This window comes from Mesorhizobium sp. P160187 (assembly GCF_057766425.1).
This window is the reverse complement of the sequence record NZ_JBYMDX010000004.1, coordinates 404628-418966: the sequence shown is the minus strand read 5'-3', so window position 1 is coordinate 418966 and position 14339 is coordinate 404628. Positions and strand designations below refer to the sequence as shown.

14 protein-coding genes and 1 pseudogene are annotated in these 14339 nt (G+C 58.6%); 9 read left to right on the top strand and 6 right to left on the bottom strand.

Going from position 1 to position 14339, the window contains the following annotated elements:
• Positions 1-6 precede the first annotated feature (6 nt).
• From AC3CCE_RS18985 to AC3CCE_RS18965, 5 genes are all read left to right on the top strand, one after another.
• The gene (locus tag AC3CCE_RS18985) at positions 7-885 is read left to right on the top strand and encodes a glycosyltransferase (protein ID WP_352626253.1); all 879 of its coding nucleotides are present in this window, start codon (positions 7-9) and stop codon (positions 883-885) included.
• 2 nt (positions 886-887) lie between these two features.
• The gene (locus AC3CCE_RS18980) at positions 888-1862 is read left to right on the top strand and encodes a sulfotransferase (RefSeq protein WP_352626252.1); all 975 of its coding nucleotides are present in this window, start codon (positions 888-890) and stop codon (positions 1860-1862) included.
• Positions 1859-3034 carry a DegT/DnrJ/EryC1/StrS family aminotransferase gene (locus AC3CCE_RS18975; protein ID WP_352626251.1) on the top strand — a complete coding sequence of 392 codons (1176 nt, stop codon included), beginning with the start codon at positions 1859-1861 and terminating at the stop codon, positions 3032-3034. The genes AC3CCE_RS18980 and AC3CCE_RS18975 overlap by 4 nt, the downstream gene beginning before the upstream one ends.
• A gap of 3 nt (positions 3035-3037) precedes the next feature.
• On the top strand, positions 3038-3706 hold the full coding sequence (locus tag AC3CCE_RS18970; RefSeq protein WP_352512039.1) for an acetyltransferase: 669 nt from the start codon (positions 3038-3040) through the stop codon (positions 3704-3706).
• A 426-nt stretch (positions 3707-4132) separates the two neighbouring features.
• A complete protein-coding gene (locus AC3CCE_RS18965) occupies positions 4133-4882 on the top strand; it encodes a Stf0 family sulfotransferase (RefSeq protein WP_352626250.1) in 750 nt (249 codons plus the stop codon).
• Here AC3CCE_RS18965 and AC3CCE_RS18960 read toward each other — a convergent pair.
• From AC3CCE_RS18960 to AC3CCE_RS18945, 4 genes are all read right to left on the bottom strand, one after another.
• Positions 4879-5124 carry a hypothetical protein gene (locus tag AC3CCE_RS18960; protein WP_352512043.1) on the bottom strand — a complete coding sequence of 82 codons (246 nt, stop codon included), beginning with the start codon at positions 5122-5124 and terminating at the stop codon, positions 4879-4881. The genes AC3CCE_RS18965 and AC3CCE_RS18960 overlap by 4 nt on opposite strands.
• A 561-nt stretch (positions 5125-5685) precedes the next feature.
• A complete protein-coding gene (locus AC3CCE_RS18955) occupies positions 5686-5919 on the bottom strand; it encodes a hypothetical protein (RefSeq protein WP_488377179.1) in 234 nt (77 codons plus the stop codon).
• Positions 5906-6328, bottom strand: a complete 423-nt coding sequence (locus tag AC3CCE_RS18950) for a hypothetical protein (protein ID WP_352512045.1) — start codon at positions 6326-6328, stop codon at positions 5906-5908. Before AC3CCE_RS18950 ends, AC3CCE_RS18955 begins: the two co-directional genes overlap by 14 nt.
• Positions 6325-6780, bottom strand: a complete 456-nt coding sequence (locus tag AC3CCE_RS18945; RefSeq protein WP_352512047.1) for an ATP-dependent DNA ligase — start codon at positions 6778-6780, stop codon at positions 6325-6327. Before AC3CCE_RS18945 ends, AC3CCE_RS18950 begins: the two co-directional genes overlap by 4 nt.
• 126 nt (positions 6781-6906) lie before the next feature.
• Between AC3CCE_RS18945 and AC3CCE_RS18940 the strand changes: the two genes are divergently transcribed.
• The 4 genes and pseudogenes from AC3CCE_RS18940 to AC3CCE_RS18925 all read left to right on the top strand — a co-directional run bounded on the left by AC3CCE_RS18940 (position 6907) and on the right by AC3CCE_RS18925 (position 9513).
• Positions 6907-7095, top strand: a complete 189-nt coding sequence (locus tag AC3CCE_RS18940; protein ID WP_023708231.1) for a DUF3606 domain-containing protein — start codon at positions 6907-6909, stop codon at positions 7093-7095.
• Between the two features lie 277 nt (positions 7096-7372).
• A complete protein-coding gene (locus tag AC3CCE_RS18935) occupies positions 7373-7642 on the top strand; it encodes a DUF982 domain-containing protein (RefSeq protein ID WP_352512048.1) in 270 nt (89 codons plus the stop codon).
• A 1194-nt stretch (positions 7643-8836) separates the two neighbouring features.
• Positions 8837-9330, top strand: a pseudogene (locus AC3CCE_RS18930) (thermonuclease family protein); the annotation flags it as partial.
• A gap of 30 nt (positions 9331-9360) precedes the next feature.
• Positions 9361-9513: an excalibur calcium-binding domain-containing protein gene (locus AC3CCE_RS18925; RefSeq protein ID WP_488377213.1), complete on the top strand. Its 153-nt coding sequence runs from the start codon at positions 9361-9363 to the stop codon at positions 9511-9513.
• Between the two features lie 536 nt (positions 9514-10049).
• Here the strand turns inward: AC3CCE_RS18925 and AC3CCE_RS18920 are convergent.
• Positions 10050-13022: a pentapeptide repeat-containing protein gene (locus AC3CCE_RS18920; protein ID WP_352512053.1), complete on the bottom strand. Its 2973-nt coding sequence runs from the start codon at positions 13020-13022 to the stop codon at positions 10050-10052.
• A complete protein-coding gene (locus AC3CCE_RS18915) occupies positions 13022-14338 on the bottom strand; it encodes an effector-associated domain EAD1-containing protein (protein WP_352512054.1) in 1317 nt (438 codons plus the stop codon). Before AC3CCE_RS18915 ends, AC3CCE_RS18920 begins: the two co-directional genes overlap by 1 nt.
• Between the last annotated feature and the right edge of the window lies 1 nt (position 14339).

Genomic DNA, 14339 nt, shown 5'->3' with positions numbered 1-14339 from the left:
TGAATTATGCCGCATGCTGCACCAGCAGACAATGCCGTCCGGGTTTCGGTGCTCTGCCAGACCTTCAATCACGCATCCTTCATCGATCAAGCCCTGGCCTCCATTATCATGCAGAAAACCAGCTTCCCGTTCGAGGTGATCGTGCACGACGACGCCTCGAGCGACGGAACGACAGACATCGTGCGCGCCTACGTGGCGAAATATCCGCAATTGGTGAGCGCGGTAACGCAGCAGACCAATCTGTATTCCTGCGGCATCAGGGGAATGGTCGCGAAGTTTCTGCTGCCGCTCTCACGGGGCCAATACTGGATTGTCTGCGATGGCGATGACTATTTCACCGACGAGAACAAGCTGGAGAAGCAGGTCAGCATCTTGGACGAGCGGCCGGAATGTTCGGTGTGCTTCCACCCGGTCCAGTTCCGTTTTGACGACGGCAGCGAACCCGCCTCTCAGTTTCCCCAGGATGGATCTATCGCCAGGTTCGACGTGGAAACTCTAGTGTCCCAAAATTTCATTCCGGCCAACTCGGCGATGTTTCGACGGCAATCCTACCGAAAGCTGTCGGTTTCGAACATGTTGCCGAACGACTGGTACATGAATCTGTTTCACGCGTTATCCGGCAAGATCGCCTTCATTCCTGAGGTCATGGCAGCATACAGACGCCACTCTGGCGGGATTTGGTGGCAGGGTTCTGAAAACAGATACGCGCATCTGCGCGCTCACGGCCTGAGCATCATGGTGATGCTGCACGAAGTCTTGAAATTATGTCCCAATCAGCCGTCCCGCCAGCAGATCATATGGGCCCAAATCAATGCGCTCGAAAAAGAAATTGTCTCCCTGTTCGGTATTCGTGGACGGTTATGCATTGACGCGGTGCTGCGATGATAATGGATGACCTAGCAACTCGGCTGGCAGGACGCGTCAGGCGAGCGACTTGGCTTGACTTGATCGGAGCGTCTTTTCTGTTCAACGCTGAGTGGTACCTCGACCACTATCCTGATGTGCGCGATGCCGGCGTCGACCCAGCCTTGCACTATCTTGTTCATGGTGGGATCGAGAATCGGGATCCGAGCCCGAGCTTCAGCACTTCCTGGTATTTGGATACTTATGAGGACGTCCGTACTGCCCGGATCAATCCGCTGTTGCACTATCTGTTGCACGGCAGGTTCGAGGGACGCATCTTCGCCACCCATCTGAAGGCCATCAATGATTTGTTGACCATCTCTCAAAAGGTCTTCGTCATCGGCAGAAACAAGACCGGAACAACCTCCCTTGCCGCAGCCTTGGGAATGGTTGGCTACAGGATTGGCTCGCAGCATCAGGCTGAGGGGCTGCTAGATGATTGGCACCGTCGCGATTTTCGTGCCCTGATTGATTATTGCCATTCGGCGGATGCTTTTCAGGACGTGCCGTTCAGCCTGCCCTCTACATACAGAGCGCTGGATATCGCCTTCCCAGGCGCAAAGTTTATCCTGACAGTGCGGGATTCCGCGGATCAATGGTACAAATCGGTCACGACGTTTCACTCTCATCTGATCGGCGTGGACAGACAGCCGACACCAGCCGATCTCAAGCAGTTCGGCTACCATGAACCGGGTTGGTTGTGGCGCCAGCAGCTATACGTGTACGGCATCAATGAAGCGTCCTTGTACGACCCCGAGATTTACAAAGCGCACTATCTCAAGCACAACGCCGATGTGATCGAACATTTCAATGGGCGGCCCCATAGCTTGCTCGTGCTCAACCTTTCGCGCGACACGGCTGCCGCTGAACTCGCCCGATTTTTGGGCATCGGCCAGTTGGGAATGACCATCCCGCACCTGAATGCAACGCCTCGGCCACTGCGCGACGACAAGGCATGACCATGAGGCAACCCCACCTTGGCGGCCATCAGTTGGCGTTTGTTGGTGGCCTGCCACCACGATCCTACTTCGACCCAGATCTCGCCAGCCGACCCGCTGGCAGCCGAGTCCGCTATGTCGAAGCCAAGGTGCCGGATTGGCGCCGCCTGGCGGAATTGAGCATTCTTTGTGCGGAGCAGAATCAGTGGACCAACAGCGGACCCCTATCAGTAGCGCTTGGCCGCATCATCAGCCATGTCTCGCATCTACCGGAGTCGTACTCTACCGTGATGGCCAGTTCGGGAACTGCGGCCCTGTATGCCGCGGCCGGCATTTTTGCCGCGAAGGCAGGCAAGTCTCTGCGCTGGGCGATCTCGGCTTTCGGGTTCTCCGCGACGCAGACAGGCCCGTTTGCGGGAATGACCCGGGCGGTGGACTGTGACGCGCAGGGTTTTCTCGATCTCTCTACGCTTGGCACCATGCCAGATGACGGTTGGGACGGGTTGCTGGTCACCCGCCCCTTCGGACTACAGCGCGATATGTCGGCCTATCGAAACTTTTGCAGCGAGCGGGGCAAGCCCTTGATTGTCGACGCTGCTTTGGCCTTTCCTGGACAACGCATTGTCGGGCCGGACGTGATCGAGATCGTTAGCTTCCACCACACCAAGCCGTGGGGCTTCGGCGAGGGAGGATGTCTATTCGTGCCTGCTGCGGATGAGTCGCTGGCCCGCTCGATCCTGAGTTTCGGTGAGGATCAGCCGGCCTGGGTCCTGCCCAGCGCCTCCAACGGCAAGTTGTCGGACCTGGCGGCCGCCGCGATCATCGATCGGCTCGAGACGATGCCGGCTTGGTCGGCCCGCTATCGCGCTCAGCGCCGTCGAATTGCCGAATTGGTCGACCGATTCAACCTCAAACGGTTGGGAGATTATGATGACGTTACGATAGCGGCGAGCGTGCCGGTTCTGGCCCCCGGGCCGATCAGACTTGAAGATCTGCCGGATCTCGGTTTCGACTGCGGCAAGTACTACGTGCCCTTGTCAAACTCAGCCAGGATGGCCGGTTGCATCCATGACCGGATTGTCAACATTCCATGTCATGGCGGCATGGCTGATATTGCCGATGCGCAAATCGAGGCGTTGCTGGAGCTCATGGCGCGCGACTCAGTCTCTGCCGGAGCCTGTGCCACGAGGTAAGTCATGAAGGTAGTTGTTTTTGGCGACGGGCCGTTCGCCAGCTTGGTGTGGTATTCCCTGAAGCATGACAGCAGCCATCTGGTGGCGGCCTTCACTGTCGAACGTGCTTTTCTTTCGAAGGACCGGCACCACGATCTGCCGGTCTATGCATTCGAGGATATCGAGGGCATCTTTGATCCATCTGAAACCGCGATTGGGGTTGCGATCGGCCCGCACGACAACAATCGCGTCAGGGGAAGGCTGCTCGATCAGGTCAAGGCGCGGGGGTTCCAGACGATCAGCTATTTGGCTAGCCGGGCCATCGCCGCGCCCGATTTCAGGATCGAGGAGAACAGCTTCATATTCGACGGCGCGGTAATCCAGCCCTTCGCGACAATAGGCGGCAACTGCATAATCCGCAGCGCCGCCCATGTCTCGCATCATGTCCGTATTGCCGATAGATGCTTTATTGCTGCTGGGGCCTGCATTGGGGGAAATACGAGCATAGGACCGGGGGGCTTTGTCGGCTTGAACGCAACAATCTATGACAATATCGAAGTTGCGGCAGATTGTACCATCGGAGCAGGTTCTGTAGTGACCCGCTCGACCGAACCCGGCGGAGTCTATGTCGGAGCGCCGGCTCGCAGGTTGCGCCACAACTTCAGCTTCAGGGGATCGACGCCGCCGCCATAGACCATCATCAGGTCTGCGGACCGGCAGTAGCGGACATTGCCGCAGCTGCACTCTGCCTTCACAAGCATGTTGTGCCGGGTCGCCTTGCCCAGCGTGTCGATCGGATCGTGCGCCATGTGAACAAAAAAGGAACATTTTCCTTGCCCGTCAAGACGATTTGTGGAATCTTTTCAGCATGAGCGATGAACCATCACGGCTTGCCGAAGGCATGACAGCGGCACCGCGTGATCGACGACGGGTCGACAATCCTGCGTGCGAGCACGCCGGCTGTGGCAAAGATGGAGGGTTCGGCTTTGCGAAGCCACGGGCGCCCTCGCACTGGTTCTGCATGGAGCACCGCGGCGAAGGAGAAACACGCTTATGATGGAGCTATTTACTTCGCCAAGGACCGGCAGGTCGAACTGACGTCGATTTTGCATCCCTGAAGTGCTGATCAGCCCGCCCACAGGTTGGAAACCTCCCGGCAAGACGCTTATCATTGCGACCTTGCAGCGATCCGGCAGCACGCTTCTTTGCGAAAAGATGCGCAGCACGGGCGTGCTGGGAGATCCGAAAGAATACTTCAACCGAGAAGAGAAGACCCCGACGGTTGAGCGTTGCACCCGTATTGCCGCCAGCGCCACGCCAAACGGAGTAGCAGCTACCAAACTGTTCCCGTCCCATTTCTATGAGCTAAGCAGGGATATCAGGCATACGGAGTGGTTTCCTGACCCGGGGTGGATATACCTTGAAAGGCGCGATCGGCTCGGCCAGGCAATTTCCTGGGCAAAAGCATCGCAGGATGGTGCTTGGACCAGCAAGACTGCTGCCGTGAAGAAGGCCGAGTACTCGGCGTATGGCATCGACTTCGCCCTTGCCCAGATTGCCATCGGCACCGGTCGCTGGAATTCGTTTTTTGCTAGGGCCGGGATCGAACCACTCCGCCTGTTCTACGAAGACACGCTTGACGATTTCGACAGCGTCAGCCCGCACATCGGCCTTCTGGCGGGGTTGGATGCTCCCGTGCCTCGTGAGGGCAAGCTGAGTCTCAGACGGCAGCGAAACGAGCAAAGCGATGAATGGCGGCGGCGGTTTCTTGCCGAGTGCGACCCGGACGACTTCGACAGGCCGATTGTGCGGCTTCGTAAGCGCAGAAGGTCCAAATGGATATTCTGGAGGAAATGGTTCCGCGGCTAGAGCATTTCACCCGTGCGACGCCGCGTTACCTCCAAAAGCGATTCAAATACGCTTTCGACCTCGCCGTTGATTTCGTCGGCAGGGATGCCGGCCTTCTCGGCTGCGGTCATCAGCTGATCTGCCAGGTCGCTGGCATCGATCGGATCTCCCCGCGCCACAATAGGCAGTTGCTCGGCAGCAACCCACCTGTCGAGAAATCTTAGGCCACGTGTGCTCACTTTGTGCGGCGCTCGGGCGCGCATTAACCACCTCCAAGGATGTGATGCACCCTAAAGATCGCGCTAGGCGTTGTGCAGATATGGAAAATCATCAGCACAGATTTTACTGCCACATGGAAGCCAAGGGAACGTGGAGTGTTTGGGACTGCCTCGCCAATAGGCCCGCCAGATTGGGTGGTGGTGACCTTATCGGGTGCACGGCTCAAAGAGCCGAAGCTGCGGAGCGCGTCCTGACTCGGATTTACAAAGGCGGACTTGATGCCATTGCTCTTCGAATCGGCGGAATTGTCGGTTAGCTGGATTGCGCCCCATCAGTGCGGGGCGAGTGCGGCAAGTGTCAGCGACATAAGCGCGGTTCGGAATCGCCTCAAGGATGACCTCGAACACGCTGCCAACCTCGTCGCTGATCTCGTCGGAACTGATGCCCTCTCGATCGGCCGCCTCATTGCCTGGTCGGCAAGATCGCTGATCGCGACAGCATCATCCATGTCATCGACCAATACGTTGGGCAGGTGCTCTGCCATCCATTTGTCTAGAAAGTTGACGCCACGTGTGCTCATAGCGGCATAAGACCGAATCACAGAGTTAGGTTCCCGACGGCAGATGATTGACCGCGCCTTCGTCCAGTTCGGCTTCCAGCTCGTCGCTGACTGGATTCGGCTCGGCGCCGAGCCGAACGCCATCGAAGCCCTGCAGCCACGCATCGGCGTGTTCCTGCCAGTAAGTCGGCACCTCACGCTCCTTGCCATCCTTGCGCGCTTGGGCGCCGTACATCCAAGCGTAGGTGGCGCGTTCCTGATCTTTCTTAGGCATGGCCATTTGCATCATCCTCCCAGAAATCCAGCAACCTTGCGTGCCGCAGCTTCTCTTCGCCTTTGAGGGTCTCGACCCAGCCAACCAGTCCGGGCTTCAGCCACTCGGCCTTTTCCTTTTTATGTCCCTTCGGGACCGGGCCGCCAACCTTGCCCTGGACACGATCCCAAAGCGCTTGCCGCTCAGCGGCATTGAAGTTGACGAGTGCGCCGCCTTTGTAGAGGCCCTTTTCAGCCATGATCACCTGGGTAGCTTTGCCGCGCTCGCGCTGTGCACCGATGATTTGCATTTCCTTTTCCTCAAAGCACTTGATCTTGCGCCAAGCGCTCGTTTGCCGCTGCGATATGGACTGCCCTTGAGCTTCGAGACCATGCCTTCTAGCCCGTCTCGTCGACCAGGTGGCAAACGGCGTCACCAGTGCGGCATCGCTTCGCTGAATTGAATGTGCCCGCCAGTCGGGACCATGTCCTGCAGGATATCGCGACGATCTACGGTCGGCATCCCGCGCAGGTCATGGCCGTTCAGGAACAGCAGATCGAATGCAACCAGGTAGATATCCGGCGACGGGCGCCGTAACCCAATCACCGCCTGCATGGCATGGAAGTCTGGCAGGCCGGCATCGTTGATCATGATAGCTTCGCCTTCGAGGATGAAGCTTTCCGCGTCGATCGCCGCCGCCTCTTCGGCGAGGTAGCGATATCGAGCCGTCCAGTCGAAGCCGTTCTTTGTGAAGAAGCGGATGCCGTCTTCATCCTTGATGACCTGAGTGCGGTAGCCATCAAACTTGATTTCGTGGCTCCAATCGTCGCCGGCCGGCGGCACATCGAAAAGCTCGGGCTCCATTGGCCGGATGAATTTTAAACGCATGAACACACCCGCACACCCGGCCATTCAATAAGCTTAAGCTAAAATGGTTCCGAAACCGGAAATCAGCCTTTTCGTGCAACAAACACGTCAACTCGACGTTGCGGGATGAGCGAAGGAGGAATCGATATGGCCGACGACAAGAGCAAGCGGGATTTCCGCGATCGGGACCGGGTCTCAGCCGACGAGGATTATGAAGTTGAATATTTCGCAACAAAGACCGGCATCACACCCCAGCAGGTCAAGGAGCTGATCGCGAAGCACGGCAACCAACGCGAGACTTTGGAGCGGGTAGCCAAGGCGCTGCGGAAACAATGACCAGGCTATCTGATCTCGGCAGACCGCTGGTCGGGCACCGACACGCAACAGCGGGTTTCCATAGTCACGGCTACATCCGAAGAATTGACCGCTTAGAGTAGCAATGTGTGGTTGCCGCCACGGTCCCATACAATTTAGAAGGCCGTTCCCTATGGCTGGGTCGTCCCAACCCGTCGATTCAATTGGCTTGTGCTGAAATGGATCGAAAATCCAATTTGGCTCGGAAACCAAAAAGCTCTTGTTGCGTTCGGCGCACTAAAAGGTCGGGAGGTGTGCGATGAGCACCTTTTTACCGCTTTTCGTTAGGCTGGTAGACCGGAAATCAATGACGGTTTCCTCTATCTGTGAGGCCGAGGAAGCGCTGCTGGGGCAGTGGCCAAATAAGGAAGCGGCGGCCTATAGGAATGCGTGCCGATTAATTGCGGAGGCCAAGGATGGAAGCTGCAGTCCGGCCGTAGCATTTGCGGCGTTCAAGGCCGCCGCAATCGACCAGCACTTGCTGCAGCCCGAGCCCGGCGCTCGGCATGTTCGACATAACGTGACATAAACCATCGTGATGATGAAGCCGACGTCCCCTAGTTCAAATAGGGACCGACACAGGGGAGCTCGCTTGGTCGCCCGACGGTGGGCTCGCACCGACCGGGGCAGGTGATGCGAGCCCGGCCGAGTCTTGCGGGACCTCGACCAGCAGCGAACACCCACTCGCTGCCGTGCTATCAACAAGCCCCCAAATTTCAGGTTCCGCTAACGTACAAAAAAGCCCACGACCGTTCAGGTAGTGGGCAGTTTTGGGAGACACTGAATGGGAACAGTGCGACTGCCCGAGTGTTTCGAGGCGACGATGTTCCAGGGGGATCACAGAATTCTGCGTTCGATCTAGATTTAGAGTTTTGGACGTACCTGCTGAGGGCATTGCTGCGTTCAAAGCTGCCTTTGCCAAGGGCGTCTATTTAAACAGCCACATCCGCAATCGTTATGCATTCCCGCTCGAGTAAGGGAAGGCAGGAAGCTCATCGGCCGATTGACATAAGCGGTCCCAAGGGGGAAAGCCCGACCGTTGCCGTCTCGACATCGGCAGGGATCCGCACTGGGTAATCCCTGTTTCGTTTAGGTGTTGCCTCGAGTGGAACAACCACAAGCGCAGCTCGCTAAGCTGCGCCGGAATTCTGCTGCGCATTGCCGGCTTTGCTCAGCACAGAGTGTATCATTTTAGCACAATCTCCAATTGGTAGACTCGCGTGAAGCAAAGGCCGTTAATCTCGCCCGCAAGGCCCAAGGGAGGGAAAAGGCCAAAGGGAGGAAAAACGATGTCCGTGAAAACAGAAGACTATCGAACGAACAGAGCCGACTATGCGATCGCCGCACATGGCGGAAAGACCGCCGATGATGACGACCGCGAAGAGTTGGCGGCAAAAAAGAGGTCGCTGTGGCTAACAGATCGGCGAACCACCAGATTGACCGCAAACCCGTCCGAAAGCTTGCCAGGACCGAAAGCCAGGTTGCGGGCTAGTTAGCGCATTCCCGACCCTGCGGAGCCGGCCGGCTGGACTCCAAACGATAACAGTAGCATCCTCTCCTCAGGGAGAGGGGTTTGGACAAATACCGATACGACAATCGGTCGGGCCAATGGGGCAAGCGGACCGCCGCTAAGCTGCGGGGTGCACGCCAATTGGCTGGCATTCCGAAGCGCCTGATTTTCGTCACGGTGGCTGCAATGTCCGCCTTCGTGACGCAGTTCGTCCTGCACAGCAGCCGTGCACCCCAGATCCATCTTTCGAGCCAGATCAGCCTTAGCCCAGGGCTGATCGCGGGCGTTGCGTCGGTCATCGACGGCGATACGATCGAGATCCGCGGCCAGCGTATCCGCTTTAACGGCATAGACGCGCCCGAAGCCGGCAGCTTTGTAACAACGCGAGCGGCGCCGACTATCCGTGCGGCCGGCGATCGGCCCAAGCGTTAGATGCCTTCCTGGCCGCCTCGAGACCGACCGACTGCACATTCGTGACTTGGGACCGATATCAACGCTTTGTCGGTGACTGCCTGCGCGCTGACGGCGCCAGCGTGGCCGCCTGGATGGTCGAGAGTGGCCAAGCGCTGGATTGGCCGCGCTACAGCCACGGTGCCTATTCAGAGCAGCAGGCGACCGCAGAGGCGGCAAAGGTCGGTTTGTGGGGCGGGACGTTTCAGGCGCCCTGGGATTGGCGCGCAGCGCACGCCGAAGGCGGGGCGCCGTCGAGCCAGCCGCTTGGCCTCGTCAGCCGTAAGCTGGTCGCGCAGAGCGGCTATTCATGTGAGCCGCGGCGGACCTGCTCGCAGATCGCTTCCTGCGACGAATCCAACTGGTATCTCCAAAACTGCTCGTGGGGCGGGAAGCTCGACCGCGACAAGGACGGCGTTCCTTGTGAATCGCAGTGCTAAGGGGGCCTCATGACGATCGACGCGGCTAGTGTCTGATTGTTTCCCTTCCACCGCTCAGATCTAGGCTCTCAGGGGAGCACCATTCAGCGGGTCTTATTTATGTTGAAGGCGGATCGATCCCGAAAATCGCACAAGTCTAAAGGGCTCTCAAACTCATTCAGGTTCTGTTCAGCCAACAGAGAGTAGTCGTAGGTTCGTCAAGGTAAGGCGCTCTGTCATGGTTTGGAATTGCCGAACCGCGACAACTCGGATATTCTATTTTGCTGAGGATCCCATGATGACCGTTTCACGAGCTCACAAAACTCTGATGGTTCTAAGACTTGCGGTGATCTGTTCGCTTGCGTTCACGTCCGCCATGGTCCCCGTTTCGGCCAGGGCTGAGGCTTGTGGGGCGGCTGGCTGCAGCACTCAGCTCTAAAAGTGACGATTTCAATCGCGGACGACAGCTCGCGAAATTGGCTTGTTCCGCCTCACCGTTCTGCCTTGCGGCCGGTACAACTGCGACATTGCCAAGCTCCATGTACGTTGCGCGCTGATCAGTTGGGTCGGCCGAGGGTCTTGCTTACCATCGGGCAAGGATCAGGCACGGGCACGGGCACGAGCACTCTTTCATGGGTCGGAGAATAGATTAGTTCCCCTTTTTCCGAGGTGATCCCTTTGATGAGCTTCTGCGCTTCATCACAGCGCCCAAGGCTCGCAAGAACCAGCGCATAATGATACCTGGCTGATGGGGCGATACCTTCATCCCCCGCGTCTCCAATAAAGCTATAGTCTCTTTCCGCGTCCGTAAGCTTGCCCCGTTGCAGATCGATATAACCGAGCGTGTCGCCAATCACTAGGTCCTTACTATCATGGAGCTCCCATGCTTCAGCGGCAAACCCACGTGCTTTTTCCAGCTGAACCCCATACGTGGCTTGAAGCCATGCCCACTCGTTGAGAGCTGTCCCTAGTTTATTAGTCCTAGTCCTCTTTTCGAAGGACGGCGGATCGTTGGCTAATGCCCGAGCTTGCTCAATCTCAAGATCGAGCCTGAGGCTTTCAGAAATGTATCTTCGTCCCACGGAAGCAAGATCGCGATTGTAGGTAAGCGGCGCAATGCTTTGCTTGCCCCAATTGGCCAACCACCAAGTGGTCGTGAGGGAGTCCGTGAACAGCGGTAGGGAGCTTTGGCTGAAATCGGTGTTGGTAAGATCGGCGCCCGTGAAAACCGCTTTTTGAATCTTCGATTCCTTAAAGGTCGCGCCAGTCAAATTTGCACCGGAGAAATCAATACCCCCTGCAAAATCGGTATTGGCGAATTTCGCGTCTCGCAAATCGGCGTTTTCAAAGCTAACATTATCGATGAAGCAATGTGAAAAATCGGTCCTTACGAGGATCGCTTCAGCGAATGATGTTCGACCATAGTCGCCTCGTAGCGTTGACAGTAGTCTACAATTGCTTGATTTCGCTTCTAGATCGCCAAATTTCACTTCTACTAAGAGCGCCCCAAAAAATCGCCCGTCCTCAATGGTAGCGCCAGAAAAAGTAGCTTTCACTGGAGCGGTCGGGTCTTTACCTTTGAGCCTCTGCATGTAAGGCCGTTTAAGGGTTGCCTCGCTAAAATCGAGCGCGAAATCCAATGTTTGATTTGTCAAAACCAGCTCATTTATGGTGTAACCCGCCAAACGGCTTGTCATGTGCCTATCGTGGTTCTCCTTTGCAAGTTCCTTAAGCTGATCTATTTTTTCTGGACTAACCTTCGGATTATGTGGGTCGAAGGCATTAGAAGGGGATTTCGTAATAAATGTTTCGACCAGATTGCGAGTCTTAATATAGTTATACCTACCGTTGAGAGGCGGGTACCACCATGGAATGGTCGCGAGCACAAGCAAAACCAGTAGCCCGGAAAGCACCCCGATGCGGGTGCGGCGAAGGAACCTTTGCCGCTGGAGATAGGCGTCGCTTGCCGCGATCAGGTCAATCAGTTCCGGCGCCTCCGAGGCGTATTGGCGCGCCTCGTCGACTGAAGCTTGGTCGGTAATGAGGTAGCCATGGCGACGGCCGGAGGACTGCCAGAGCCGCGCCGCGGCAACGAGGGTCGTCCGTCGTTCAGTGCCTCGGCGCTCCTTGACCAGCCAACTGACCAGCAAGCCCCAGCGATACATCAGGGCGTCGTGGACGACGGTGATCGTGTCGTTGGTCCCGAAGGCGGAGCTAGCGTGCAATACACCAGCTTGCTCGAAAGCAGCGAGCGCGTTGCCTGCGCCACGCTCCTCCAATACCGCGCGGCTCTCGCGGCGGCTGCGTACGGTGCCTGCGCCGGGGTCGTCAAGGCTTGGGAGCGTCAAGGCCAGGAACATCTTATGTGCCGCGTTCTGGTCTTCCGGACCGAGCGCGGCGTAGGTTGCCTCGGCGACACGCGTTAGCGCGTCGTAAGGTCGCCCGAGTTTGCGGTAGGACTCCCCCGTAACGCGGCCGCCGGCGCTCATTTGCCACAGCTGCATTAGCATAAACTGCATCAGCGCCAGCGCCCCGACATCACCCTGCAATTCGCGCGCTAGATCGGCGACGACGCCGGATTCGAAGGTAACGCCGACGGACGCGGCCGAAAGCTCGATGGCCCGTTGCAACTCCGACGCAGTGGGCGGCGGCGGCGTAAAGCGCGAAGTGTTGGCGAACGGCGCGAATGCTGTGAGCGCCAAGACCTGTTTCGCCCATTCGTCGCGCAGGATCAGGATCGCGTCGTTGCGTCGTCCGTCTGCGCCCGGAATGCACAGCGCACCGACGGCCGCAGCGAAGGCCTCGCGCTTTGCTTGATCGTGGCACCCCGTGAACAGTTCCTCGACATTGTCGACCGCTAGCACGCCACGCCTGTCGCCGCAGGCGATATCAAAGCGGGCGCGGAACTGCTGCGGCGATGCTGCGATCTCGGACGTCGTCGCCCCGGGGACACAGGCGGCAAGCGCGGCCAGCGGGTCGGCACCTAGCGCGTCGATTCGGAAGACGCAACGCGTCTCGCTCGAATGTTCGAGTTGCCACAGCACCCCACCGTCAACGAGCGCGGAACGCCCACTGCCCGGCGGCCCGACGACGAAGACGATGCCGCTCTTCTCGATCAGCTTGAGCGTTTCGGCGATGGCGTCTTCGCGGCCGGGCAGGCGCGCATCCCGAGCTCGCCAGATAGCGCCCAGGCTGCGGAACGGGTTGCCGCTGCCGGCGATCTTTTCGGCAAGCACTTTTTGCGAGTCGCCGGGCTGGTAAGGACGCAGCACCGGCCGCTCGCGCAGCCAGCGCTTCTCGTCGAGCGCTGCGAACCGCGAATGCCAGTAGTCGAGCATGTTCTGCGCACTCGCGCGCTCGTCCTCGTCGCCAAGCCCAGTGCCGAGCGCCACGACCTCGTCGATGAAGATGCGGATGTCCGAGTCCACTGTATCGAAGGTCTCCGGACGGCGGGACAGTCGCATAAGTGCGCGATTGCGCCGCGCGACATCGGAAAGTCCTCCCAAGAGGTCGGCTGAGGATTCTTCCATCACGGACCTTCCTGGGCGATCGCGGCGACGGGCCCGCTGATTATAGGGATTTCCTCGCACAGTTCGAGTAGCGCGGCGTCCACCTCGAAGAACTGGTCGAGCGCAGCCTTCCGGAACCGCCTATAAGGGTCGCTTGACTGTTCGATGACGTCCTCTACGGCCGCAGCGAGCAGGGTGTCGATCGCATTTCCAAGACCACTCGTTTCCACCGCCCAAGCCGCCCCTGGGTCGGCATTCCACAACTGGACCATCCCGTCCTTCCCGTTCTGCCAATAGGCCTCAAAATCATCGCGCGACCCCAGGCTGCCGCGCTCGACGATATCGTCCATCTGCCAGAGTTCGCGCTCGACATCTTGCCACCGATCGTGCTCGCGCACGCGCCGCCCCAGCCGCTGGCGCAGATCATCGACTGACTCGGCACCGGTCGTGAGCGCCCTCTTGGTAGGTTCATCGAGGACCGCGCTCGCAAGCGCACCGGCGAGCACCGCGCCGAGCGCGTCGAGCGGCAAATCCTTCGCCTCCTCGCGCATTTCCCGGTTGATGATGGGGGGCGCATCTTTCACAATGAGGCGGATCGCGAGCGCTCCTCGCAGGGCGGCCCGGTCATCAAGATTGTCGAGCCCGGCGTCGACACGAGCGAGCGCATCCTTGAAATCATCGATCCACTTCTTCTGTTCCTGATGCTTGTTCTCAAGTGGCTTCAACGGCGAGAGAGTGGTCTCGGCCTTACGGGCACCCTGCTTGAACCGCGCGGTCTTAGCGCGCAGGTCCGACATTACTGTCGGATCATCCCGCACCGAACGCGCCAAGCGCAGGAAGTCCGCGAGGTCGTAGACTTGTATGTTCTGCAGCATGTCGTGCAGATTCTTGTAGGCACGCAGACGCACAAGCCCCTGGTCGAGCGCGCGCAGATTGATCTTCTGCGGGCCGATGGCCGCGGCAATCGGCGCCTCATGCTTGCGTGCGCCGAGAAATTCGAGCGCCTTGACCAGCTCTCCCACCCGGGGCCCGACCGGGTCCTCATCCAGCATTGCTCCGGAACAACGAAGCTTGATCTCGGCGATTAACACATAGTTCTGAGGGCGGCTCTTGCGCGCGGCGCGCAGAAAGCGCGTCACCCAGCCGCGCTCTTTGAGACCAACAAGGAGCTGTCGCGCGAAGACGTTCAGCGGCGGGCCTTGCCCGACGATCTTGTAGATGTTGATGTCCAGCCCCGTTAGCGCCATGTCGTAGAGATCGTCTTCCGACGCGAACGCTGTGACCAGCGCGTCGCGTAGCGCGTCGATCGCCGCATCGTCGAACGCAGGATCCGCCATC

What these genes read in the sequence shown, in the direction of transcription:
- AC3CCE_RS18985 (WP_352626253.1), top strand. Translation starts at nt 7, where the DNA reads ATGCCGCATGCTGCACCAGCAGACAATGCCGTCCGGGTTTCGGTGCTC.
- AC3CCE_RS18980 (WP_352626252.1), top strand. Translation starts at nt 888, where the DNA reads ATGGATGACCTAGCAACTCGGCTGGCAGGACGCGTCAGGCGAGCGACT.
- AC3CCE_RS18975 (WP_352626251.1), top strand. Translation starts at nt 1,859, where the DNA reads ATGACCATGAGGCAACCCCACCTTGGCGGCCATCAGTTGGCGTTTGTT.
- AC3CCE_RS18970 (WP_352512039.1), top strand. Translation starts at nt 3,038, where the DNA reads ATGAAGGTAGTTGTTTTTGGCGACGGGCCGTTCGCCAGCTTGGTGTGG.
- AC3CCE_RS18960 (WP_352512043.1), bottom strand. Translation starts at nt 5,124, where the DNA reads ATGCGCGCCCGAGCGCCGCACAAAGTGAGCACACGTGGCCTAAGATTT.
- AC3CCE_RS18955 (WP_488377179.1), bottom strand. Translation starts at nt 5,919, where the DNA reads ATGGCCATGCCTAAGAAAGATCAGGAACGCGCCACCTACGCTTGGATG.
- AC3CCE_RS18945 (WP_352512047.1), bottom strand. Translation starts at nt 6,780, where the DNA reads ATGCGTTTAAAATTCATCCGGCCAATGGAGCCCGAGCTTTTCGATGTG.
- AC3CCE_RS18940 (WP_023708231.1), top strand. Translation starts at nt 6,907, where the DNA reads ATGGCCGACGACAAGAGCAAGCGGGATTTCCGCGATCGGGACCGGGTC.
- AC3CCE_RS18935 (WP_352512048.1), top strand. Translation starts at nt 7,373, where the DNA reads ATGAGCACCTTTTTACCGCTTTTCGTTAGGCTGGTAGACCGGAAATCA.
- AC3CCE_RS18920 (WP_352512053.1), bottom strand. Translation starts at nt 13,022, where the DNA reads ATGGAAGAATCCTCAGCCGACCTCTTGGGAGGACTTTCCGATGTCGCG.
- AC3CCE_RS18915 (WP_352512054.1), bottom strand. Translation starts at nt 14,338, where the DNA reads ATGGCGGATCCTGCGTTCGACGATGCGGCGATCGACGCGCTACGCGAC.